Origin of the sequence: Flavobacterium collinsii (assembly GCF_902804485.1) — a bacterium.
In the GTDB taxonomy this organism is placed as follows: domain Bacteria; phylum Bacteroidota; class Bacteroidia; order Flavobacteriales; family Flavobacteriaceae; genus Flavobacterium; species Flavobacterium collinsii.
In genome coordinates this window covers 15,191-34,476 of the sequence record NZ_CADCST010000108.1, presented here as the reverse complement: position 1 = coordinate 34,476, position 19,286 = coordinate 15,191, and the positions used below count along the sequence as shown (strand labels likewise).

Genomic DNA, 19,286 nt, shown 5'->3' with positions numbered 1-19,286 from the left:
TTGAGAATTTACTCTCAAATATAGCCAATCCGATTTAAAAATGAAATTTTTCCACGCTGTCGCGAAAAAAAGTTGCGGCTCTGCTCTCTCCATCCAACATACAAAAAAACAGACCCTTTAACCGTAGTTAGAGGCTCTGTTTTTATTTCAGAAAAAGAGTCCTTCCGTAAACTCCTCTGACGAAAACTTTATTATTCTGATCGTTCCAATTGAAGAACAACGTTTTGATAATGTGTGCTTAACGAGAATAACTGTTCTGCAAAAATCATAATGGCCAACGGAATAAAGAAAAAGGACAGTAAATTTTCCTGATATAAAAAGTAGGTTGTTACCATAAATATTCTCAGGTATTCCAGATAATAAATCCACCTTCTTTGTTCCAATAATGCACCACAATTCACCAAGGTGACCAGGATAATTGAAAGCACAAAAACTTTATCTGGTATGTACAACCAATCAAAATAATATGTAAAAACCGTTAAAAATAAAGTACAGATTCCAAGCTGAATATAGAGATAATTCTTGAACCTAAGTCTCTGATGCGGATTTGCTTTATCCTGCAGAAAACGTTTCTCCAAAGTTGGACGAATGTCCTGATCCATATGCGCGGGACTACCAAAGACCGCTTTCCATTTTGCTTTAAATCCTGTTGAGCGCTTCCACAATTCATAGATTTCAAAATAATAATGAAAATGCTGCCACAAAAAGCTATAGCTCTTGAGCGGATGTGTTAAACCGTACTTTGGCTTTTCTTCTTCTTCCTGAAAAGTCCCGAACAGGCGATCCCAAAAGGTAAACATATCACCATAATTTTTATCCAGATATTTCTCGTCAGAAGCATGATGAATACCATGAACAGAGGGCGTTACAAAAACATACTCCAACCATTTTATTCTACCTATAAGCTGTGTATGTGTAAAAAAAGAATAAGCTCCATGTACAATCAGCATTGTAATGACCATTGACGGATGAAAACCAAGCAATGGTAGTACACACCAAAATCCTGTTCTAATTACTGCCTGAAAAGTTGTAATTCTGGCTGCTGCCGTAAAATTAAACTCTTCGCTATGATGATGCACAATATGTGCTGCCCAGAAAAAATTGACTTCATGTCCCAATCTGTGGTACCAATACCAGACAAAATCGGTCGCAAGAATTAAGGCAATCCACACAAAAACATTGCTTGGAATGTCAAAAATTCGATAGTTATCATAAATCAAATAATACAATTGGTAAAAACTTGCCGCTATAAATAAATTGATCAAACGCTCTGCAATACCGATGCTAATATTTGAAACTGAACTTTCATAATTAAAAATTTCCGGTCTCTTTCGACGTTGTGCAATCTTGTACTCTAAAAAGAGAAAGAGAAAAAAAGCAGGCATTGCGAAAGCTAGAAAATTAATATGTTCCATTTTAAAAAATTACTTTATTAATTCATAAAAAAACTTAAATCCGTCGAACAAGATTATTAAACAAATTACGACGACTCTAAAACAAAGATATTTTCATCAATTAATACCTTCTCTTTTGAAAATAATATTAATCAATGAAAACAATCTTTGTATGCTAAAATCTAATTTTTAATTCTGCTTAAATTTTGGAGTATCCAGTGCCACTTCTTTTACAGATTGCGTATCGGCCACCTTTTTCAGCGCAATAATATAGGCGGCAATACGTGGTGTAACATTGTGTTTGGAAGCGATTCTAAAAACAGTCTCAAATCCTTTTTCCAGTATATCTTCTAAACGGGTATTGATCTGGTGAATTCTCCAGGACTCTAAAAGCGAATTCTGAAGCCATTCAAAATACGAAACCGTAACGCCACCTGCATTGGCCAGAATGTCCGGAACCACCAAAACATTATTATCGTGCAGTATTTTATCGGCATCCGAAGAAACCGGTCCATTGGCGCCCTCCACAATAATTTTTGCACGAATATCGTGAGCATTCTTTTGTGTGATTACATCCTCTTTGGCGGCAGGAATCAATACGTCAACATCCAACAACAATAAATCTTCGTGCTTAATGGCAACCGAGTTCGGATATCCTTTAATACTCTTGTTATTCAGGTTGTAATACAAAATCAGTTCAGGAATATTAAGTCCCTCAGGATTGTAAAATGCTTCAGAAACATCACTAACCGCAACAACTTTTAGTCCTTTTTCAAACAAGAACAAAGCCGAATGCAATCCCACATTTCCAAAACCCTGAATGGCTACGCTAGATCTCGCAGGTCTTAATTTTAATTTTTCAAGTGCCAGTAAAGTTATAATACTAACTCCTCTCCCGGTTGCTTCTACTCTGCCCAATGAACCTCCGGAATGCAAATGTTTACCGGTTACCACAGCATGAATTGTTTTACCATGAACGATAGAAAACTCATCCATTAACCATCCCATTTCGTCAGGGCCAGTTCCCATGTCCGGTGCCGGAACATCTTTATCCGGTCCAAAAACATCAGACAAAGCTTTGGTATAAGCCCTAGTAATTTTCTCTAATTCACTTTTAGAAAGTGTTCTCGGATCACAAATAATTCCGCCCTTTGCACCTCCAAACGGAATACCTGTCACAGCCGATTTCCAGGTCATCCAGGCAGCCAATGCCTTTACCTCATCGAGATTTACTGCGGTATCGTATCTAATTCCGCCCTTTGAAGGCCCTAAAGCTGTATTGTGAATAACACGATAACCTTCAAAGTTTTTTTCGGAGCCATTGTCTAATGTAATCGAAAAATTAACAACAATTTGTTTCTCCGGACGCTGAAGTTTTTGCCTGATCGATTCGTCTAATCTAAGAATGTCAGCTGCAATGTTAAAACGATCAATCATCGATTGAAAGGGATTCTGTTTTATTAATTCTGTACTCATAACTATATGTCTTTTAATTGGGGGTTATTTTATTTTAAACTTTAAATCTTTTAAAAAGCGTTTTACTGTTTATTGAAGCTTTTTTTAACATGGGATTTTCATAAGACAGCATCGCATCCTAATGTTGGTGTTTCTATTGGATCTCATTTTACTAATTTTTTTGACCGTTCTAAAAAAAGCCTTTCATGGTGCATGAAAGGCTAAAAAAAAAAATAACAAGTACTTTCTATATTAACGCCATTTCATCACATAATCCTGCATGCTGCACATCATGAAGCTGCATAAAAAAGTGATGGTATATTGACTATAGTTTCTCATTGTTATTGCAAATCTATAAAAATATTTTATAAATTCTATAGAATTAGTAGAGTTTATTTTCAAATAATAACAAAAAACCACAAAAACAACTGTAAACCAGCATTTTGTAGTCAATAAAAATTATTTGAATTGAGAAAAAACAATAAAAACGATCGCTATTAGAGCCAGAAAGATTCCGATAAAATTAATTTTAGACAGTTTTTCTTTAAAAAAAACCAAGCCGACAAGACTTCCTAAAATGATAACTCCCATGTTCATTCCTGCAAAAACTGTTGATGGATTTTCGGCGAAAGCCTTATGCGCTTTTAAATAGAACAGTATATTTCCAAAATTAAAGATACCAACCAAGGTACCAAAAAGAATACTTTTTGGTTCTAACTCCCCTTTTTTAACACCAATTTCATAAATCGAAATTAAAAGCGCGACCATCAAAGCGATACAAAAAACAACAAATAAAGAAGTTGGATACGGTAAAGTGGTATAAAGTGCAATTTGCTTGAAGAGAATATCAATAACTCCGAAACCTACTAAAACAACAGCAGGAAAAATCCATTTGTTTTCCAAGTTTTCCGATTGCTTTCTCAAAATTAGCAAAAGGGCCAAAAAACCAACGATCAGTCCAATCACTTTATAAAAATTAAACTCTTCTCTAAAGATCAGCCAGGCTGCCAAAATTGGAATAAATAGTGATAATCGTTGGGCTGCGTCAGTTTTTACAATTCCCATATTTTTGATGGATGCCACCAGGAATAAGAAAACAACCGGTAACAAAACTCCAATAGCGATGTAAATGCTCCAGGGCGCTGTTGCGTCAACTTCATTCAGATTTGGACTAAATGTAAAATAACACAGTGCTAAGGCAACAACATAATTGAACGCAATAATTTGAGTAGGATGTGCATGGTATTTTCGGGTTATTTTAAAAATCACACCAACAATTACGCTACACAATATACTGAGGACAAGAAACAACATAAGATTATATTTTGAATGCAAAAATAACGCTTAAACTCCTTTTGTTCTATTTTTAATCTCTTTTATTCCGGCCTTTCTGATTTCTAATTGTATAATTTTTCCTTTATGATTTTTAATAAATTCTAATGTCGTATCGTTATTGTCTGAGCGAAAGAATTTTGTTGGTGATTCCGGCAGCAGTTCAATGGTATAACCTGCATAATAAAGTTTGTTCTCTTTTTTTACAATTTTAATATTTTCATACTCCCCTATATATTGATCGTAAGCCTTTGCGTCTCCAGCTACCTGAATGTGTTTATACGGAAGCTCGGCCTCTTTCCCAAAACATATTCCCGCAAGCCCATAAGCAATATAATACGATTTTGACTGGTTATTGGATAAAACAGTAATAAAAACTTTATCCTCAGTAAATTTGTTAAAGGATGTCATTGCCCCAAAGAAACCGCCATCATGCGCAATTAATTGATGTCCCTGATTGTAAACAGGATTAATCATTACACCAAAACCAAAATTCTGTTCATTATATGATGTAAACATCTTTTTCTTAGATTCTTCTGAAAGCAAAATCTGACCATCGAAAAGCGCTTTATTCCACAAATATAAATCGTTAACAGTTGAATATATACCGTCATGACCAAGATTAAAACTCCAATTGATGTATGGATTTTTAGTTAATTTGTTATCCTTAAAATAATACCGCTGAGTCATTTTATCGACAACGGCATCATTCGCTGAAACTCCGGAATTGTACATTTTAGCTTTATCGAATAGATTTTGCCTTAAATACTCTTCATAAGATTGTCCCGATACTTTTTCAACAATGCGCGCCAATAAATAATATCCAATGTTACTGTAGGCTGTGCTGGTTCCCGGCTCAAACAGCAAAGGTTTTTTTGCCAGATAACTACAAACAGAATCTTTATTGAGATCTGTTCTGATCAAGTACAATTCGTCAAAATCCATTTGAAAACCCGAGTTGTGGGACAACATCATCTTCAAAGTAATGGTATCACCTTTAGGGAAATCGGCAAAGTATTTACTCAATTGATCGTCTAATGACAGTTTTTTATGCTCTGCTAATTGCAAAATAGCGACAGCAGTAAATTGCTTCGAAACCGAAGCTAAACTAAATTTTGAATCTGTTTCATTTTTTACTTTCCATTCATAATTTGCAAAACCATATGCTTTTTTCAACAGTATAGAATCGCTTTTAGAAACCAATACCGTACCGCTAAAATTATTAACAGCAAATTGTGCATCCATGTATTGTTCTAACGCTTTACTAAGTTCTTTTTGTGAATATCCGAAAGTAAATACCAACAATACGATTAGTGTTAATCCTGATTTCATGCTACTTATTTTTACAATTAATGATGATTTTATGGAGTGTTTTATCCAGTAATACTATTTCTTCTAAAGACAGGCCCTCAAGTGCCGTTTGCCGGTTGAGCTCAATAACCGGTTCTATTTCCTGAAGTGTTTTTATACCTTTTTTAGTGATCTCCAGATTAAATTTCCTTCTATCCTCAAGATGAATTGTGCGGGTGATGTATTCTTTTTTCACCATTAATTCGATCATTCTGGTAATTGAAGCACTGTCTTTAAATATAAGATTTGCCAATTCGTTTTGGGAAATGTCCGGATTATCGTTTAGTATAATTAAAACCAGACATTGATCTACAGTAATATCTTTTACAACCTCTGTAATGTTTTTTTGTGCCAGTCTTCGATATTCTTTTATTGCTTTCTCTAAGGAGTACAGTACTGTTCCGGTTGGGTTTTTGAGTTTCATGCTTTTTTTTATTTGATACAAATATAATTGATATATCAATATAATTTCAAAAAAACTTTAAACCCGATAAGTTTTTTTTAACCTGTCGGGTTTAATGATTAAAATTTTAGTCGCTTTTTAACCAGCCTGTGATACTCATTCTCGTGTTTTGGGTCACCAGAACTTCATGTACCAATTCATTACTTTTAAAGAAAACAGTTTTTCCCTGAGTAGGTGCAATTTTTTGATTGTTATTTTCCTGATGGATCATTAATTCTCCACCATCACTTTCCTGCCAATTGCTGTTCAGATAGCTGATCATCGAGTATTTTCGACTGGGATTGTTTTTAAACTGATCCAAATGCTTCAGATAAAAATCTCCGCTTTCATATAAAGAATAATGAAATTCGTAGCCCGTAATTCCTGTATAACAACTTCTATTCAAATACAATATAAAAGCATCTATTTTATCAAAAAACTCATTTTCAAAAACATTGTTGTGTTTTTTATCCAGCCAGTAAATAGAATCACTGCGTACAGCACCATCGTAAGACAACTTTTCTGAGTTTCCGATTCCTGCAGCAAGCAATAAACTTTTACGATTTAAATCTATTAGATTTTGTTTTAAATAATTGGCCAGCTCAGGGCTTAAAAAATGCTCCGATATTCCAACTTTATTTTCTATATAACTCGCAATCAAATCTTCGAAACTATCTTCCATTTTTATTTTGGGAAACTGCAAATACAGCCAACGGAGCAAGGTAGATGAAATAAAACTGGTAATGGGCTTTTTACAAAATAATAAACCCTACAAGTTTCTTTATACCTGTAGGGCTTGTAAAAAAAATAGAGTATAAACTACAATTTACTAATATAACTTCCGTACATATCTTTAAATTGATGTCCTTTTGCAAAACGATCTTTACTCAGTTTTCTATATTCGACCAATCCCCACAGAATAAACTCTTTCATAAAATACTGATCTTTTTTGTCCAACTGAGGTTGATATTTCTTCAGCAAAACATCTAACGGTGTCACTTCATCTAAAATATTCTGATACTCCACGTCTGAAGCATCATCTAACAATTCGAAACCGCTTTCGGCAAAAAACCATTCGATTATATCTGAATATGGTGTTTTTTCTCCGGGTTTTTCCAGCTTTTCTATTTTCGGCAAAAGGGTCGGAAATAAAGTTCGGATTGCTAGGCCTATTAAATTCTGAGCCACTACAGCAGCTCCCTCCTGCTCTCCTTCATAAACCAATTCTACTTTTCCGGTTATTGCTGGAATGATCCCCACAAAGTCGGACAAACGCAAAGTTGTTTTTTCTACCCCCGCTTTTAAGGCACGACGTTCTGCCGTACTCATTAAATTCTCAAAGGCCGTGATACTCATTCTTGCACTTACACCACTTTTGTTGTCGATATATTCGCTCTCCCTTGCTTCAAAACTAATTTGTTCTAAAATATCTTTGGCAAGACCCGGTACATACACCAATCTATGTTGTGTTTCATCGAGTTTTGCTTCCTGCTCTGTAATGGCTCTTGCAATGGCAATACTTTCGGGATAATGCGTGAGGATCTGAGAACCAATCCTGTCTTTTAAAGGGGTAACAATGCTCCCTCTATTGGTATAATCTTCCGGATTTGCCGTAAAGATAAACTGCATGTCCAGTGGCATTCTCAATTTAAAACCTCTAATCTGAATATCACCTTCCTGCAAAATATTAAAGAGTGCCACCTGAATTCTGGCTTGTAAATCAGGTAATTCGTTAATCACAAAAATGCAGCGGTTTGCTCTTGGGATCATCCCGAAATGAATCACGCGATCGTCTGCATAGGACAGCTTTAAATTGGCCGCTTTTATGGGATCAACATCACCAATTAAATCGGCCACAGTAACATCAGGCGTGGCTAATTTTTCAAAAAAACGCTCGTTTCTGTGCAGCCATGAAATTGGAGTATCGTCACCTTTTTCAGCAATTAAATCTTTTGCAAAACGCGAAATTGGATTTAACGGATCATCGTTAATTTCAGATCCTGAAACAAACGGAATATACTCGTCGAGCAATTCCACCAGCTTACGTGCCAAACGTGTTTTGGCCTGACCTCGAAGTCCTAATAAATTGATGTTGTGACGCGATAAAATAGCGCGTTCCAATTCCGGAATCACTGTGTTTTCAAAACCGTGAACGCCTTCAAAAACTGGTTTCCCTGATTTGATTTTCTCCCGAAGGTTATTTCTCAATTCATCTTTGATACTAATGCTCTTATATCCAGTGGCTTTTAACTGACCTAATGTATTTGTATTTTTTATTTCCATCTTGTTAATTTAAAAATTGAAAGATTTAATGATTTAAAAATTCAATCTATTTTTTGTTATCTCTTTTTAGGCTAAACCCAAACAATATATTTTCACAGTAAACAGATGCACTGCTGTTCACCTCTACGACAAAAACTTTGTCCCTCTGAACCTTTGCTACTTTGAACCTCATTTAACGAACTCTCTTCTTCCTATTCGTTTCGTAATCTTCAAAAATCATTTCTCCTAACCCTTTTAATCCGGTGTAAAATGCTTTTCCCTGATTGGCTTCGGTAAAATGGTTGACAAAACGTTGCAAATAAGGATCGTTTGCAATCATAAATGTGGTAATCGGAATGTGCAGTTTTCGAGCTTGTTGTGCCTGTGTATAACACTTATCAACGATATATTCGTCGAGTCCGTTACTATTCATATAATAAGAACCATCACGCTCCCGCACGCAGCTTGGCTTTCCGTCGGTAATCATAAAAATCTGCTTGTTGGTGTTTCGTTTTCTGCGCAAAATATCCATAGCTAGTTGAAGTCCGGCAACGGTATTGGTATGATAAGGTCCAACTTGCAAATAGGGCAAATCTTTAATCGGAATGGTCCAGGCATCATTTCCAAAGACCAAAATATCAAGTGTGTCTTTTGGATAACGTGTTGTGATTAGTTCGGCCAAAGCCATGGCAACTTTTTTTGCCGGTGTAATTCGATCTTCCCCGTACAGAATCATACTGTGGCTGATGTCGATCATCAAAACGGTACTCATCTGGGCTTTGCATTGTGTTTCTTCCACAACCAAATCATTCTCGGTTAGCATGAAACTCTCAACACCATTATTAATCTGGGCATTTCGCAGGCTTTCTGTTAACGAAATTCGCTCTAAACCATCTCCAAAACTAAACTCCCTAAATTCTCCTGTATGTTCGTCACCATTTCCGGCATGTTTTGTTTTGTGGTTACCACTTCCGGAACGTTTTAGATTGCCAAAAATCTGATCCAAAGCTTGTTGCCTGATAGCACGTTCTGTTTTGGCAGTAATCCCAAAACCTCCACTTCCATCAGGTTTAACTTCGTCTTTTATATAACCTTTCTTTTTTAAATCTTCGATAAAATCATCGATCGTGTAGTTTTCGTCTGTTAGCTTGTATTCTTTGTCTAACTCCCGAAGCCAGTTTATAGCTTCGTCGAAATCACCCGAAGTGTGGGTGATTAGCTCTTTGAAAATACCAAAAAGCTTTTCAAAAGGAGACTGAAACGGGGCTTCATACGTCTTAAAGTAAAAACCCTTTTTAATTTCATTTTTCATAATTCTAAAATTACGCTATTTTAGAATTATGAAAAAAGAAACAGTTATTAATTTTTAGTTAAAAAATTTGAATAAAATCACCTAAATTTAGCGAGAAGCTTAGTGATTATTCAAACTTTCCATCCAGATAATACCAGACATTATTTTCGAATTTAAACGTCGAAAATTCATAATGTATCTGAGGTTTATGATCTGAATCCAGAAAATAGGCTTTAAACTCCACTGTGTTTTGGGAATGACTTAAAATTTCCAGTTTTTGCCAGGTGTTACTGGTAGCCCATTTTAAAATCTCTGCTTTTGAATAATACTTTCTTTCCGAAACGGCGGTGGTTTCCAAAAGATAATCCACATTATGGGTAGCATAAGCAGAGTAACGCGAACGCATTAATTCTAAAGCTGTTGGGACTTTCTGATTGCTTTCCAGATACAAACCGCAGCAGTCTTTAAATTCTAATCCGGTATCACAAAAGCACTTTTTACTCTCCATCAACCTGCTCTTCTCCATTAATTTTCACATGCAGCTGATTCAGCAAAACCTGATAACGGCTAATTTCTCTCAAGTCTTCATCTTCTTCGGCATGATCCAGCATCTCATCTAATACTTCATTTACTTCCAACAATTTATTATTGGCTTCTCTGTTGTTTTTTGCAGCAATTAAATCTATGATTTCCTGTACACTTATTTTTAAATCTTCGAATTTACTCATGTCTGTTGTTCTATTTTTTTGTTTCAGGTTTCAGGTTTCAAGTTTCAGGTTTCAGGTTCCTATAAAAACTTGAAACCTGAAACCTGAAACTTTTTTTACTCCTCTTTACTCTCGTTAAACTTTTTAATAATTTCTTTTAGCTTTTCTTTACGTGCAATTTCAGCCTGTTTTACTTTGTTTTGGGCTTTGTGCAATTTGTCATTGTGCTTTTTGATATTCCTTTCGTTGTTGCGTCCCATTATATTTCCCTTTTAATTTCTTCTAAAGTTTTCTCGGTATAAATCAATTCGTTGATAATTTTCTTCCTCAACTCCTCTATGTCGTCATAATCAAAATGTTTTGCCCATGAAGTCAGTTGTTGCAGATTCCGAACCTGCTTGATGCGTTTGGTTGTTTCAAAACTGGTTCTTAAAACAGGTTTCCCATCGTATTTTGGGTTTTTTCTGTGCTGATAGGTTACCTTATTATTATCAAAATCGGCTTCAATATAATAGAGTTTTTCTTCGGCATTATCAGGATGAAATTCGTTCCAGGCGGCAAAACCTATTTTAGTTTTCGAAGGTGTTTCCGGCTCCATAGCCACCAAACGCCATTTACTGTTAGCGAGTCTTCCCCAGTGATTCGACACTCTGTACATTCCCGCTTCTGTATAATAATAGGTACTACCGGCTTTGCTTTCAAACTGTTTTTTTAAACCTTCAATTTCATTTGAAAGCACTTCATGAAAAACACAAAAGGTATTTTTAAACGAATTAGGATGTGGCTTGAAGTTTTTTTGCATGTGCAAATATACTGAGATTGTCACGAACTCCCTAAAACAAAGATAAATTGATTAACTTTGTACCTTCAATTTTAAAATAAGAAAGTCATGTCTAAAGATTCACACGAAAAAATGTTGCAAAAAGGAGTTTATACCGGCATCATAGAAAAAGATGAAAACAACAACTATTTTTGCGGTGAGTACCTTTTAGATTATAAAATCGCGCATTCGAACTTCAACATCGGCGATTGGATTACAATTAAATCTATTATCGAAAATCCAAGCGATATTAGCTATGATAAATACCCTAAGAAGTCTAAGAACTTTGATAAAGCCAATAACAAGCCCGAAAATAAATAAAGGAAATTTATTCCGATAGGTGTAAAAAATCCCACACCTAAACATTATATATGTAATACAACGCAAAGTTTGCAAAGTTTTCTCCTTTGCAAACTTTGCGTTTTTTATTCCTTCACCTGGATAAAAAAAACGGCATTTGGGGTAAAATGAAACTATTTCAGGCGTCAGATATCATTTAACGCCTAATACTTAACTGCTAAACCTTTATTTTTTTGATTATTTTTTCGATCAAATCTAAAAAGTTAAAAAAAAGTGTACCTTTGCAAAAAATTTGTCGTTTTGAAGTAAAAAACACTCATTTCAAACTAATAGACAAGAAGTTACCTTTTATTTATGAAAAAAATAGTTGAATACCGCAAGTTACTAAACGTAGACAAAACTGCTGAATTAAAAGATTTAAAAACAATCTATCGTAATGCGATGAAAGAATCTCATCCTGATAAATTTCAAGGTGATGATGCTGGTTTAAAAGCGGCAGAAGAAAAAAGTAAAGCTATTATTGAGGCTTATCACTTCTTGGTAAGTATTAATCCTGAAACGATTAAACTTAATTTACCAGAATACACTGAAACGATTTCGACTTGTTCAATTACTGATTATAAATTTGTTGAAGGTCGTTTAATTATAGATTTCTCTAATGGAAGCGTTTACGAATACATCAGTGTTCCTAAAGCAACTTATGTTAAAATGGTAAATGCAGATTCTCCTGGAAGATTTGCAAAAAGACATATTTTGAACTCTTTCACATGGAGAAAGAAAACAAATCAAGAATAGATTTATACCAAAATATTTCCAAAAGCACTCTCTCACAAGAGTGCTTTTTTTATGCATAAAAATTAAAAAAAACGTTATTTATTTTCATAATAACAATATAATTAAGAGTTTTAAATCAAATAAAACCAGTAAACACACTGATTACATGAGAATTAAATCAAAAAAAACTATAACAAAATTTTAGGTTCCAAAATTCTTTAAGTTTTATAATTTTAGATACTTTTGTTGCACAAATCAATTAACTAATTAATTTTTTATAATGAAAAAAATACTTTTTTTACTAACTGCTTCTGTAGCGATTATTTCATGCAGCAAAGTTAAAGACGGAGAATACCTAATTACAGGAACTGCAACAGGTATCGAAAACGGAAAAACTATCATTCTTCAAGGTCAGGATCCAACAACAAAAATGGCTGTATCTCTTGATACGGTAAAAGTTGAAAACGGAAAATTTGAAATAAAAGGAAAAGTAAAGGAACCAGCTTTCCATACTTTAATTGTACAGGGGGCTAACGGTCCAATTCCTTTTATCTTAGAAACTGGAGAAATCACTGTTACAGTTGACAAAGACAGTATCCACAAATCTAAAATTTCTGGAACTTACAACAATGACGAGTATGTAAAATTCAATGAGGACATGACTAAAACTCAAAAAAGTTTAGTTGATTTCCAAAAGAAAAACACTCAAAAAATGCAACAAGCTCAACAAGCACAAGATACAGCAACTATCAACGGCTTGATGAAACAATACATGACACTTCAAACAGAAGTTCAGGAAAATTCTAAAAAGAAATATTTAGCTTACGCTGAAACTCACCCAAAAGCGTTTATCTCTGCTTTAATCATTCAAAGTATGATTAACGACCCAAGCACTGATATCAAAAAAGCTGAAGGTTTATACAACTCTTTAGACGAGTCTTTAAAAAACTCTTCTCCAGGTAAAGAAATCAAAACAAAATTAGGACAAATGAAGAATCCTGCAGTTGGTGCATCAGCAGCTCCTGTTGGAAGCCCTAAATGAAGAGCAGATTTTTCAGCTCCTAATCCGGAAGGAAAAGTAGTTTCGCTTAAAGAAAGCTTAGGTAAAGTAACTATCGTTGATTTCTGGGCATCATGGTGCGGACCATGTAGAAAAGAAAACCCTAACGTTGTAGCTATTTACAAAGAACTACACGCTAAAGGTTTAAATATTATTGGAGTCTCATTAGACAAAGAAGCTGCTGCCTGGAAAGAAGCTATCGCAAAAGATGGATTAGTCTGGACACAAGTTTCAAATTTAAAATTTTGGGATGAACCAATTGCAAAACAATACGGAGTAGAGTCTATTCCGGCAACTTTTATACTTGATGCGTCAGGAAAAGTAGTTGCGCAGGACTTAAGAGGTCCTGAATTAAAAGCAAAAATAGTAGAGCTTTTAGCCAAATAATAGCAATACACAGAATAAACAAAAAAATCTCCCTAGTGGAGATTTTTTTGTTTTTACGCTACACCAAAGGATTGAACCTTCATTCACAAAGGAAAATATTAAAGGAAAATATTAAAGGGAAGAGATTAAGAAGGAATGCATAAAGAAAAATTACAGGTATCTGCTGCACAAATTCCTTTTTTTGACACCACAACCAGAATTTATATTTTTCAACGCTTAGATCCGGAAAAAGTAATACTGATAAAGAAACTTAACCTGAAAACAGGAACAAGCTTATTTTTCTTAACAGATAGTAATTACTAAAGAATACCAAATAGATTTATTTCGTATTCTTTTCCCCGATACCTCAGGAAAAACGCCTGCTAAACACTTAATCGCTCTAAATGCAAGGCTAAAAGACCACAATAAAACCAAAGGAATAATCCTACTTTTAAAAATAAATCCAAAAAACATCAAAAAAAGGTATTTTTTATTTTATTCAATTCCAATGAATTAAAAAATAACTTTAAAATAACCTTAAATTAAGTGCATTTTTTGTTTGTAAACATGGAAAACGTTCCTATATTTGCAACCGCTTAGAATAACAAAGCGCAACAATACAAGCTTCGGGGAGATACTCAAGCGGCCAACGAGGGCAGACTGTAAATCTGCTGTGTGAACTTCGCAGGTTCGAATCCTGCTCTCCCCACAAAAAGGGTAAAAGAAGCCGAAACGAAAGTTTTTCAATCTTTTCAAAAACCCTCAAAAAACGTGGTAAAGCCTGCAAATCGTAAGATTCGCAGGCTTTTTTCTTTTATACTGCTTTTCAGATTTTTTAAAACCGAACAAAATCTCTGTGGCAAAATCGTGGCACTTTTAAGTTCCGCGAAAATGTGCCACAGAATTTGAACAAATCCCTTATAAACAAAGGGGTTAACGAGGTTAACGACTTGTTTTTTTGATGCTATAATTCTACATTTATTAATCTAAAAAGCTGAATTATGTTAGAAAACAGTTTTGGGTTGGTTTTCTTTTTGAAAATACCCCGCAATGAGAGTAAAATTAGAACGGTTTATTTCAGAATAACCGTAGACAGCATTCCCAAGGAAGCATCCACAAAAAGAAAATGGGACATTACCAGGTGGGATCAAAAAGCCGAACGGGCAGTCGGGTTAAAAGAAGATGCAAAGTCTTTAAATTTCTTTCTGGATTCACTGACATTAAAAATCAATGAAATCAAAACAGAAATGATGTACAGCGGAAAGTCCATAACCGCTGAAAAAATTATGGATCACATCCTCGGAAGAATTGCACCAAGAATTAAGGTACTTGAAGAATTTCAAAAACACAACGATGAAATGAAGGCACTCCTTGGAAAAGGATACGCAAAAGGAACTCTTGACCGATTTACCATTACTAAAAATCACTTAACAGCCTTTATTAAATTTAAGTTTAAAAGAGATGAAATTGAATTTATAGATCTGAATCTCGAATTCATAAAAGACTTTGAATTTTACCTTAGGACAGTTAGAGATTGTAGCAACAATACAACCCTTAAATACATTGCTAATTTCAAAAAAATAGTCATTCGCGCTATCGATAAGGAAATTATCAATAAAGATCCTTTCAAAAACTTTAAGGGACGAAAAACAAAAATGGTAAAAAAGCCGCTTACTACCCAAGAATTATATGAATTAGAGAGACATTATTTTACCACGGACAGGCTTAATGTAGTCAGAGATGTCTTTGTATTCCAATGTTACACTGGACTGGCTTACATCGATGCTTATCAATTGAAGAAAACCGATATTAAAGAAGGCATTGACGGAAACCTTTGGATTATGTCTGAAAGACAAAAAACTAATTCTACCACAAATGTCCCACTCCTGCCGCAGGCGCTTAAAATAATTGACAAATACAAAGAACATGCACTGTGTATTCAACGTGGTACTGTGCTGCCTGTTTCTTCAAATCAGAAAATGAATGAGTATCTTAAAGAGATTGCAATTTTATGCGGATTTCCATTTACATTAAATACACATATAGCACGGCGAACCTTTGGAAGTACGGTCACACTAAACAACAACGTTCCTATAAATGTAGTTAAAGAACTGCTTGGGCACGCCTCGGTAAAGCAGACTGAAGCATATGCCATAACTGAGCAGGCAACGATTGGACGTGAAATGTCCATTCTGAATAAAAAGCTGAACAAAACTGCACCAAAGATGACAAAACCCGATTTAGCGATCCTTGGAAGACTTGAAAAAGAAATTCAGGCAATCAAAAAGAAATATAACATTACTTCTTGATATTTGATTTCAGATAATAATGAAACTCAAAGAGGTTATCTCAAAAATTTTGAGATAACCTCTTTTTAGATAGTTTAACTTCACTTTTATAACCTGGATGATAAGACGGAATGTATTTTATATACCCTAAATCCTGAAGCTGTTTAAAATACTTGTGATATGTTGGCAGAGTGTTCACATGTGACAATTCCATAATCTTACTGCGGCTGACCTGAATCCTGCTTCCCTGCCTCTGTCTATACGCCAATCCTAATATTGCTGTTAGAATGGATAGATGCCAGACATTTAGCTGTGGATCTTGAGTATATAATGAAAGATACTTCATGATATTGCTTTCTTTTAATCTCTTAGTTTTTTTCATCACTAAAAAGTTTTTGAATATCTTCTCTACTGTAATAATAAGAGCCCAAAACTTTTCTAAATCTTATTTTTTGGGTCGTTCTAAGATTTTGCACTGAGCCCGCAGAAATATCAAGTAGTTTTCTTACCGCCTTACTTTTAAGCCACTCCGGTTCCAAAGCCCCTTTTTGCACATAATTCATTTCATTGAATATAGTTTGCATTTTATCTGTTAAAAGAAGACCAAATTGTCTTAAATCTTCTTTTGTAATATTTTCATCCATAACAATCATCATTTAAATAAAATACATATGCAACAATCTGGCACAACAAGAAAATATCTTTTCTTACTTTTTTTGATTCATAATCAAATAACTCCACTTATTAATTATCCTTTCAAAGGTAAGACTGATATTTGGAATTTTCATGGACATAATATGTCCATAATATAGACCATTTTATAATTTGAGGAGTTAGTTTACTTCTTCAAAACTAACAATATCTGTAAATCAATAACTTAAAAGCAAATGGTACAAAAATAAATCTATTTATTTCAAGACAACAGGTATTGACGAGAAAAAACAAAACTATTAAATGAAAGATTTTTCCGCTCATCTGACATATATTAGGACAAAACTCTATTATTTTTACAAGGTTATTTTAAAATACTCCTTAAAACAATTTAAATGTCATTAGAAAAACATATAGATTTTAATCAATTAACTCCTGATCAGTTCGAAGAGTTATCCTTCGAGCTTTTGATTAAGCATGGCTTTACATCGATAACCTGGAGACAAGGTGGAGCCGATAATGGAAGAGACATAGAGGCAGATTTCTCCTTTTCGAATGGGGTGCTTGGTACATTCAATGAAAAGTTCTTTTTTGAATGTAAGAGATATGAAAAAGGGGTTCCACCCTCAGAACTAAATTCAAAAATAGCATGGGCCGATGCGGAAAAACCGCAACATATAGTATTCTTTATTTCTTCGTACCTTACTAACAATGCCAGAGAATGGCTTGAAAAAGTTAAGAGAGACAGATTTTACAAAATTCATGTTATCGAAAGAAAGACATTAAGCAGATTACTTGCCCAGCACGATGACCTGATTTCAAAATATTTTATAAGAAACAAGTTTATTAATCTTTTAGATGAAACAATAAGTAAGTGGACTCTACATAACCTTACACCAAATTTTTGGACTTACTATTATCTTTTAGATAACCTCGACAAAGAGTCGCTGACTACCAACCAACTTGTATATCTTTATGTTCTATATTTCACTAATTATTCTAAATTAGAGGAACTGGAAAATGAAATTTATCATGGAATAGACATTTCGGATCACATAAATGAGCTAAGTGAAATACTAAAGAAAAAACATTCATGCGACCATTCAGTTTTGATTGACGAATTTGATTTTGATACACTAAGTGATGAAGGCTATCTAAAAGCGGATGAGGAAAGCAACTTAAAATTCAAATATGATTTTATTGCTTGTGAGGCTTCAACAAAAAAACCAGATGGAAAAAGCTACAAATTATGTTATTATCTATTTAGACGTTTATCAGAAAATGAAAGTATTGAAATAATACTTCATCATACTTCGTCATTAGATTTTAAAATCCGCTACTCCAACACATATAAATTACAACAATTCAGGGAAGCTCTAAACCTTGTCAACTTACGTCAGCCATTTCAGGATGAAGTTTTAGTACTTAGTAGCAAAATGCAATAGAATTAACTTCAGATCATAAATTACTTCGTTAAATTTTACTGTAAACCAATTAAATACAGAAGATAAGGCAGGAATATATGTTTTTTATATTTACGCAACACATTTTCACCAATCAAAATCAATAAATGCTATACGATTACGAAAAAAAGACTTTTGAAAGAATACAAACTTTACCTCAAGGATTTTATCTTTCTTATGATAACGACGGAAATGTAGTTCTTTCGATTAAAGCAGTTGCAGGTGTAGTTACTTCTATTGTAAAGGGTTGCCAAATCACTTTATATTTAATTAAAGATGAAAAATTGACTACTTTGTATATTATGGATAATCCACAAATGCCATTATATTTTAAAGGAGTGAATTTTAGTGGTCTAGATAATGAATTTCCAGATTTCGAGAAAGTCGTAATGGACCTTATCAAAGCAGAAAGATTTACATTAGTCTTAATGAACGAGGCAAATTATCAAATTGCAAATTCAAAAATCAACAAAGTGAATTCAATTAACATTTTCAAAAAATGGTTGGAAGAAAATGAGCAAGTTTTTGAAATTACATTGTCAAACATCAGCTTGAGCACTGAAAACATGCCTATGTACATTGATTCATTTCAAAATAAAATATGGGATAACAAATTAATTGACAACAAAGCATATTTCAAGTTTGATGAGTACACTAGGGATGGAAAACATGGATATCATCAAGAGTTTTCATTTAGAAATATACTTTCACTTTACTATCAACCTAATAAGGAATTATTTCATTCTATTAAAAAATCAAATGGAGAAGAATTTACAGATTTTGTTGTAATTTACGAAAAAGCTATAGTTCTAATTGAATCAAAATATACAATCAGCTCAAAACAAACTATGTTTAACAAAGCTATAAATAAAGCAGTTCGACAACTTACAAATGCTGAAAAAATAGCAATAGAGCAACCCAATTCTATTGCGGACTCTAAAGTACGACAGGGTTTGTCAAATTTTGAAGTCCTTTTAAAAATATGCATTTTTTATGACGATGGTAGGGACTTATCTAATTCTTTTAAAAACATTTCTACAAATTATCCACCTCAAACTTTACCTCTTTTTATCTCTATAGATATTTTTTATCAATTTGCTTCCTACCTACAAATTCATAATGAGAATTATAAATATTATATAATTAAAAATCTGCTGAAAATTAGGGCAGATTACTAAAAAAGAAATCAAATCATTATAATTAATGGGTTTAATATTAACACCGGTGTAATCGAACTTGTTAGATAGAATTTACAGGCCTGCTACTGATATCAAATTTCTATCAATCTCCCAAATTCCGACTTTTGTAAGACATAACATATCTAAATAATT

General features: G+C 33.7%; 20 protein-coding genes, 1 tRNA gene and 1 pseudogene. 8 read left to right on the top strand and 14 right to left on the bottom strand.

From position 1 onward, the window contains the following. Positions 1-191: 191 nt before the first annotated feature. From FLA105534_RS17745 to FLA105534_RS17690, 12 genes are all read right to left on the bottom strand, one after another. Positions 192-1,415, bottom strand: coding sequence for a sterol desaturase family protein (locus FLA105534_RS17745; protein WP_173967425.1), 1,224 nt, complete (start codon positions 1,413-1,415; stop codon positions 192-194). A gap of 168 nt (positions 1,416-1,583) precedes the next feature. After that, positions 1,584-2,870 (bottom strand): Glu/Leu/Phe/Val family dehydrogenase, encoded by a 1,287-nt coding sequence (locus FLA105534_RS17740; RefSeq protein WP_246253263.1) that lies wholly within the window; start codon positions 2,868-2,870, stop codon positions 1,584-1,586. Positions 2,871-3,308: 438 nt separating this feature from the next. Continuing rightward, the gene (locus tag FLA105534_RS17735; protein WP_173967424.1) at positions 3,309-4,163 is read right to left on the bottom strand and encodes a DMT family transporter; all 855 of its coding nucleotides are present in this window, start codon (positions 4,161-4,163) and stop codon (positions 3,309-3,311) included. Positions 4,164-4,193: 30 nt separating this feature from the next. Further along, complete coding sequence (locus tag FLA105534_RS17730) at positions 4,194-5,513, bottom strand: serine hydrolase (RefSeq protein ID WP_173967423.1); 1,320 nt, start codon at positions 5,511-5,513, stop codon at positions 4,194-4,196. A 1-nt stretch (position 5,514) separates the two neighbouring features. Next, positions 5,515-5,955 carry a MarR family winged helix-turn-helix transcriptional regulator gene (locus tag FLA105534_RS17725; protein ID WP_173967422.1) on the bottom strand — a complete coding sequence of 147 codons (441 nt, stop codon included), beginning with the start codon at positions 5,953-5,955 and terminating at the stop codon, positions 5,515-5,517. Positions 5,956-6,061: 106 nt separating this feature from the next. Next, a complete protein-coding gene (locus FLA105534_RS17720) occupies positions 6,062-6,655 on the bottom strand; it encodes a 2OG-Fe(II) oxygenase (protein ID WP_173967421.1) in 594 nt (197 codons plus the stop codon). 137 nt (positions 6,656-6,792) lie between these two features. Then, a complete protein-coding gene (locus FLA105534_RS17715; RefSeq protein WP_173967420.1) occupies positions 6,793-8,256 on the bottom strand; it encodes an AAA family ATPase in 1,464 nt (487 codons plus the stop codon). 172 nt (positions 8,257-8,428) lie between these two features. After that, complete coding sequence (locus FLA105534_RS17710) at positions 8,429-9,547, bottom strand: vWA domain-containing protein (RefSeq protein ID WP_173967419.1); 1,119 nt, start codon at positions 9,545-9,547, stop codon at positions 8,429-8,431. Between the two features lie 106 nt (positions 9,548-9,653). Then, the gene (locus tag FLA105534_RS17705; RefSeq protein ID WP_246253262.1) at positions 9,654-10,052 is read right to left on the bottom strand and encodes a YchJ family protein; all 399 of its coding nucleotides are present in this window, start codon (positions 10,050-10,052) and stop codon (positions 9,654-9,656) included. Continuing rightward, positions 10,024-10,254 carry a hypothetical protein gene (locus FLA105534_RS17700; protein WP_173967418.1) on the bottom strand — a complete coding sequence of 77 codons (231 nt, stop codon included), beginning with the start codon at positions 10,252-10,254 and terminating at the stop codon, positions 10,024-10,026. Before FLA105534_RS17700 ends, FLA105534_RS17705 begins: the two co-directional genes overlap by 29 nt. A gap of 95 nt (positions 10,255-10,349) precedes the next feature. Further along, a complete protein-coding gene (locus FLA105534_RS17695; RefSeq protein WP_173967417.1) occupies positions 10,350-10,493 on the bottom strand; it encodes a hypothetical protein in 144 nt (47 codons plus the stop codon). Beyond that, positions 10,493-11,035 carry a hypothetical protein gene (locus tag FLA105534_RS17690; protein ID WP_173967416.1) on the bottom strand — a complete coding sequence of 181 codons (543 nt, stop codon included), beginning with the start codon at positions 11,033-11,035 and terminating at the stop codon, positions 10,493-10,495. The genes FLA105534_RS17695 and FLA105534_RS17690 overlap by 1 nt, the downstream gene beginning before the upstream one ends. A gap of 87 nt (positions 11,036-11,122) precedes the next feature. On the opposite strand from FLA105534_RS17690, the gene FLA105534_RS17685 reads away from it, so the two are divergent. From FLA105534_RS17685 to FLA105534_RS17660, 6 genes and pseudogenes are all read left to right on the top strand, one after another. Beyond that, entirely contained in the window at positions 11,123-11,374 is a 252-nt protein-coding gene (locus FLA105534_RS17685) for a hypothetical protein (protein ID WP_173967415.1), read from the top strand. 333 nt (positions 11,375-11,707) lie between these two features. After that, the gene (locus FLA105534_RS17680; RefSeq protein WP_017495548.1) at positions 11,708-12,148 is read left to right on the top strand and encodes a KTSC domain-containing protein; all 441 of its coding nucleotides are present in this window, start codon (positions 11,708-11,710) and stop codon (positions 12,146-12,148) included. Positions 12,149-12,407: 259 nt separating this feature from the next. Further along, entirely contained in the window at positions 12,408-13,169 is a 762-nt protein-coding gene (locus tag FLA105534_RS17675) for a DUF4369 domain-containing protein (protein ID WP_173967414.1), read from the top strand. Positions 13,170-13,187: 18 nt separating this feature from the next. Further along, positions 13,188-13,574, top strand: a pseudogene (locus tag FLA105534_RS17670) (peroxiredoxin family protein); the annotation flags it as partial. 607 nt (positions 13,575-14,181) lie between these two features. Further along, positions 14,182-14,262 (top strand) — tRNA-Tyr (locus FLA105534_RS17665). A 292-nt stretch (positions 14,263-14,554) separates the two neighbouring features. Further along, positions 14,555-15,862, top strand: a complete 1,308-nt coding sequence (locus FLA105534_RS17660; RefSeq protein ID WP_173967413.1) for a site-specific integrase — start codon at positions 14,555-14,557, stop codon at positions 15,860-15,862. Positions 15,863-15,902: 40 nt separating this feature from the next. On the opposite strand, the gene FLA105534_RS17655 is transcribed toward FLA105534_RS17660, so the two are convergent. Together FLA105534_RS17655 and FLA105534_RS17650 are read right to left on the bottom strand one after the other, a co-directional pair. Continuing rightward, positions 15,903-16,223 (bottom strand): hypothetical protein, encoded by a 321-nt coding sequence (locus FLA105534_RS17655; protein ID WP_217427711.1) that lies wholly within the window; start codon positions 16,221-16,223, stop codon positions 15,903-15,905. Further along, positions 16,210-16,485 (bottom strand): helix-turn-helix domain-containing protein, encoded by a 276-nt coding sequence (locus FLA105534_RS17650; RefSeq protein ID WP_173967412.1) that lies wholly within the window; start codon positions 16,483-16,485, stop codon positions 16,210-16,212. Before FLA105534_RS17650 ends, FLA105534_RS17655 begins: the two co-directional genes overlap by 14 nt. Before the next feature lie 402 nt (positions 16,486-16,887). On the opposite strand from FLA105534_RS17650, the gene FLA105534_RS17645 reads away from it, so the two are divergent. Further along, positions 16,888-17,937, top strand: a complete 1,050-nt coding sequence (locus FLA105534_RS17645) for a restriction endonuclease (protein ID WP_173967411.1) — start codon at positions 16,888-16,890, stop codon at positions 17,935-17,937. Positions 17,938-18,062: 125 nt separating this feature from the next. Continuing rightward, on the top strand, positions 18,063-19,133 hold the full coding sequence (locus tag FLA105534_RS17640) for a hypothetical protein (protein ID WP_173967410.1): 1,071 nt from the start codon (positions 18,063-18,065) through the stop codon (positions 19,131-19,133). Positions 19,134-19,286: the final 153 nt, after the last annotated feature.

What these genes read in the sequence shown, in the direction of transcription:
- FLA105534_RS17695 (WP_173967417.1), bottom strand. Translation starts at nt 10,493, where the DNA reads ATGGGACGCAACAACGAAAGGAATATCAAAAAGCACAATGACAAATTG.
- FLA105534_RS17745 (WP_173967425.1), bottom strand. Translation starts at nt 1,415, where the DNA reads ATGGAACATATTAATTTTCTAGCTTTCGCAATGCCTGCTTTTTTTCTC.
- FLA105534_RS17720 (WP_173967421.1), bottom strand. Translation starts at nt 6,655, where the DNA reads ATGGAAGATAGTTTCGAAGATTTGATTGCGAGTTATATAGAAAATAAA.
- FLA105534_RS17715 (WP_173967420.1), bottom strand. Translation starts at nt 8,256, where the DNA reads ATGGAAATAAAAAATACAAATACATTAGGTCAGTTAAAAGCCACTGGA.
- FLA105534_RS17680 (WP_017495548.1), top strand. Translation starts at nt 11,708, where the DNA reads ATGAAAAAAATAGTTGAATACCGCAAGTTACTAAACGTAGACAAAACT.
- FLA105534_RS17725 (WP_173967422.1), bottom strand. Translation starts at nt 5,955, where the DNA reads ATGAAACTCAAAAACCCAACCGGAACAGTACTGTACTCCTTAGAGAAA.
- FLA105534_RS17675 (WP_173967414.1), top strand. Translation starts at nt 12,408, where the DNA reads ATGAAAAAAATACTTTTTTTACTAACTGCTTCTGTAGCGATTATTTCA.
- FLA105534_RS17645 (WP_173967411.1), top strand. Translation starts at nt 16,888, where the DNA reads ATGTCATTAGAAAAACATATAGATTTTAATCAATTAACTCCTGATCAG.
- FLA105534_RS17740 (WP_246253263.1), bottom strand. Translation starts at nt 2,870, where the DNA reads ATGAGTACAGAATTAATAAAACAGAATCCCTTTCAATCGATGATTGAT.
- FLA105534_RS17650 (WP_173967412.1), bottom strand. Translation starts at nt 16,485, where the DNA reads ATGGATGAAAATATTACAAAAGAAGATTTAAGACAATTTGGTCTTCTT.
- FLA105534_RS17660 (WP_173967413.1), top strand. Translation starts at nt 14,555, where the DNA reads ATGTTAGAAAACAGTTTTGGGTTGGTTTTCTTTTTGAAAATACCCCGC.
- FLA105534_RS17690 (WP_173967416.1), bottom strand. Translation starts at nt 11,035, where the DNA reads ATGCAAAAAAACTTCAAGCCACATCCTAATTCGTTTAAAAATACCTTT.
- FLA105534_RS17710 (WP_173967419.1), bottom strand. Translation starts at nt 9,547, where the DNA reads ATGAAAAATGAAATTAAAAAGGGTTTTTACTTTAAGACGTATGAAGCC.
- FLA105534_RS17640 (WP_173967410.1), top strand. Translation starts at nt 18,063, where the DNA reads ATGCTATACGATTACGAAAAAAAGACTTTTGAAAGAATACAAACTTTA.
- FLA105534_RS17700 (WP_173967418.1), bottom strand. Translation starts at nt 10,254, where the DNA reads ATGAGTAAATTCGAAGATTTAAAAATAAGTGTACAGGAAATCATAGAT.
- FLA105534_RS17730 (WP_173967423.1), bottom strand. Translation starts at nt 5,513, where the DNA reads ATGAAATCAGGATTAACACTAATCGTATTGTTGGTATTTACTTTCGGA.
- FLA105534_RS17705 (WP_246253262.1), bottom strand. Translation starts at nt 10,052, where the DNA reads ATGGAGAAGAGCAGGTTGATGGAGAGTAAAAAGTGCTTTTGTGATACC.
- FLA105534_RS17685 (WP_173967415.1), top strand. Translation starts at nt 11,123, where the DNA reads ATGTCTAAAGATTCACACGAAAAAATGTTGCAAAAAGGAGTTTATACC.
- FLA105534_RS17655 (WP_217427711.1), bottom strand. Translation starts at nt 16,223, where the DNA reads ATGAAAAAAACTAAGAGATTAAAAGAAAGCAATATCATGAAGTATCTT.
- FLA105534_RS17735 (WP_173967424.1), bottom strand. Translation starts at nt 4,163, where the DNA reads ATGTTGTTTCTTGTCCTCAGTATATTGTGTAGCGTAATTGTTGGTGTG.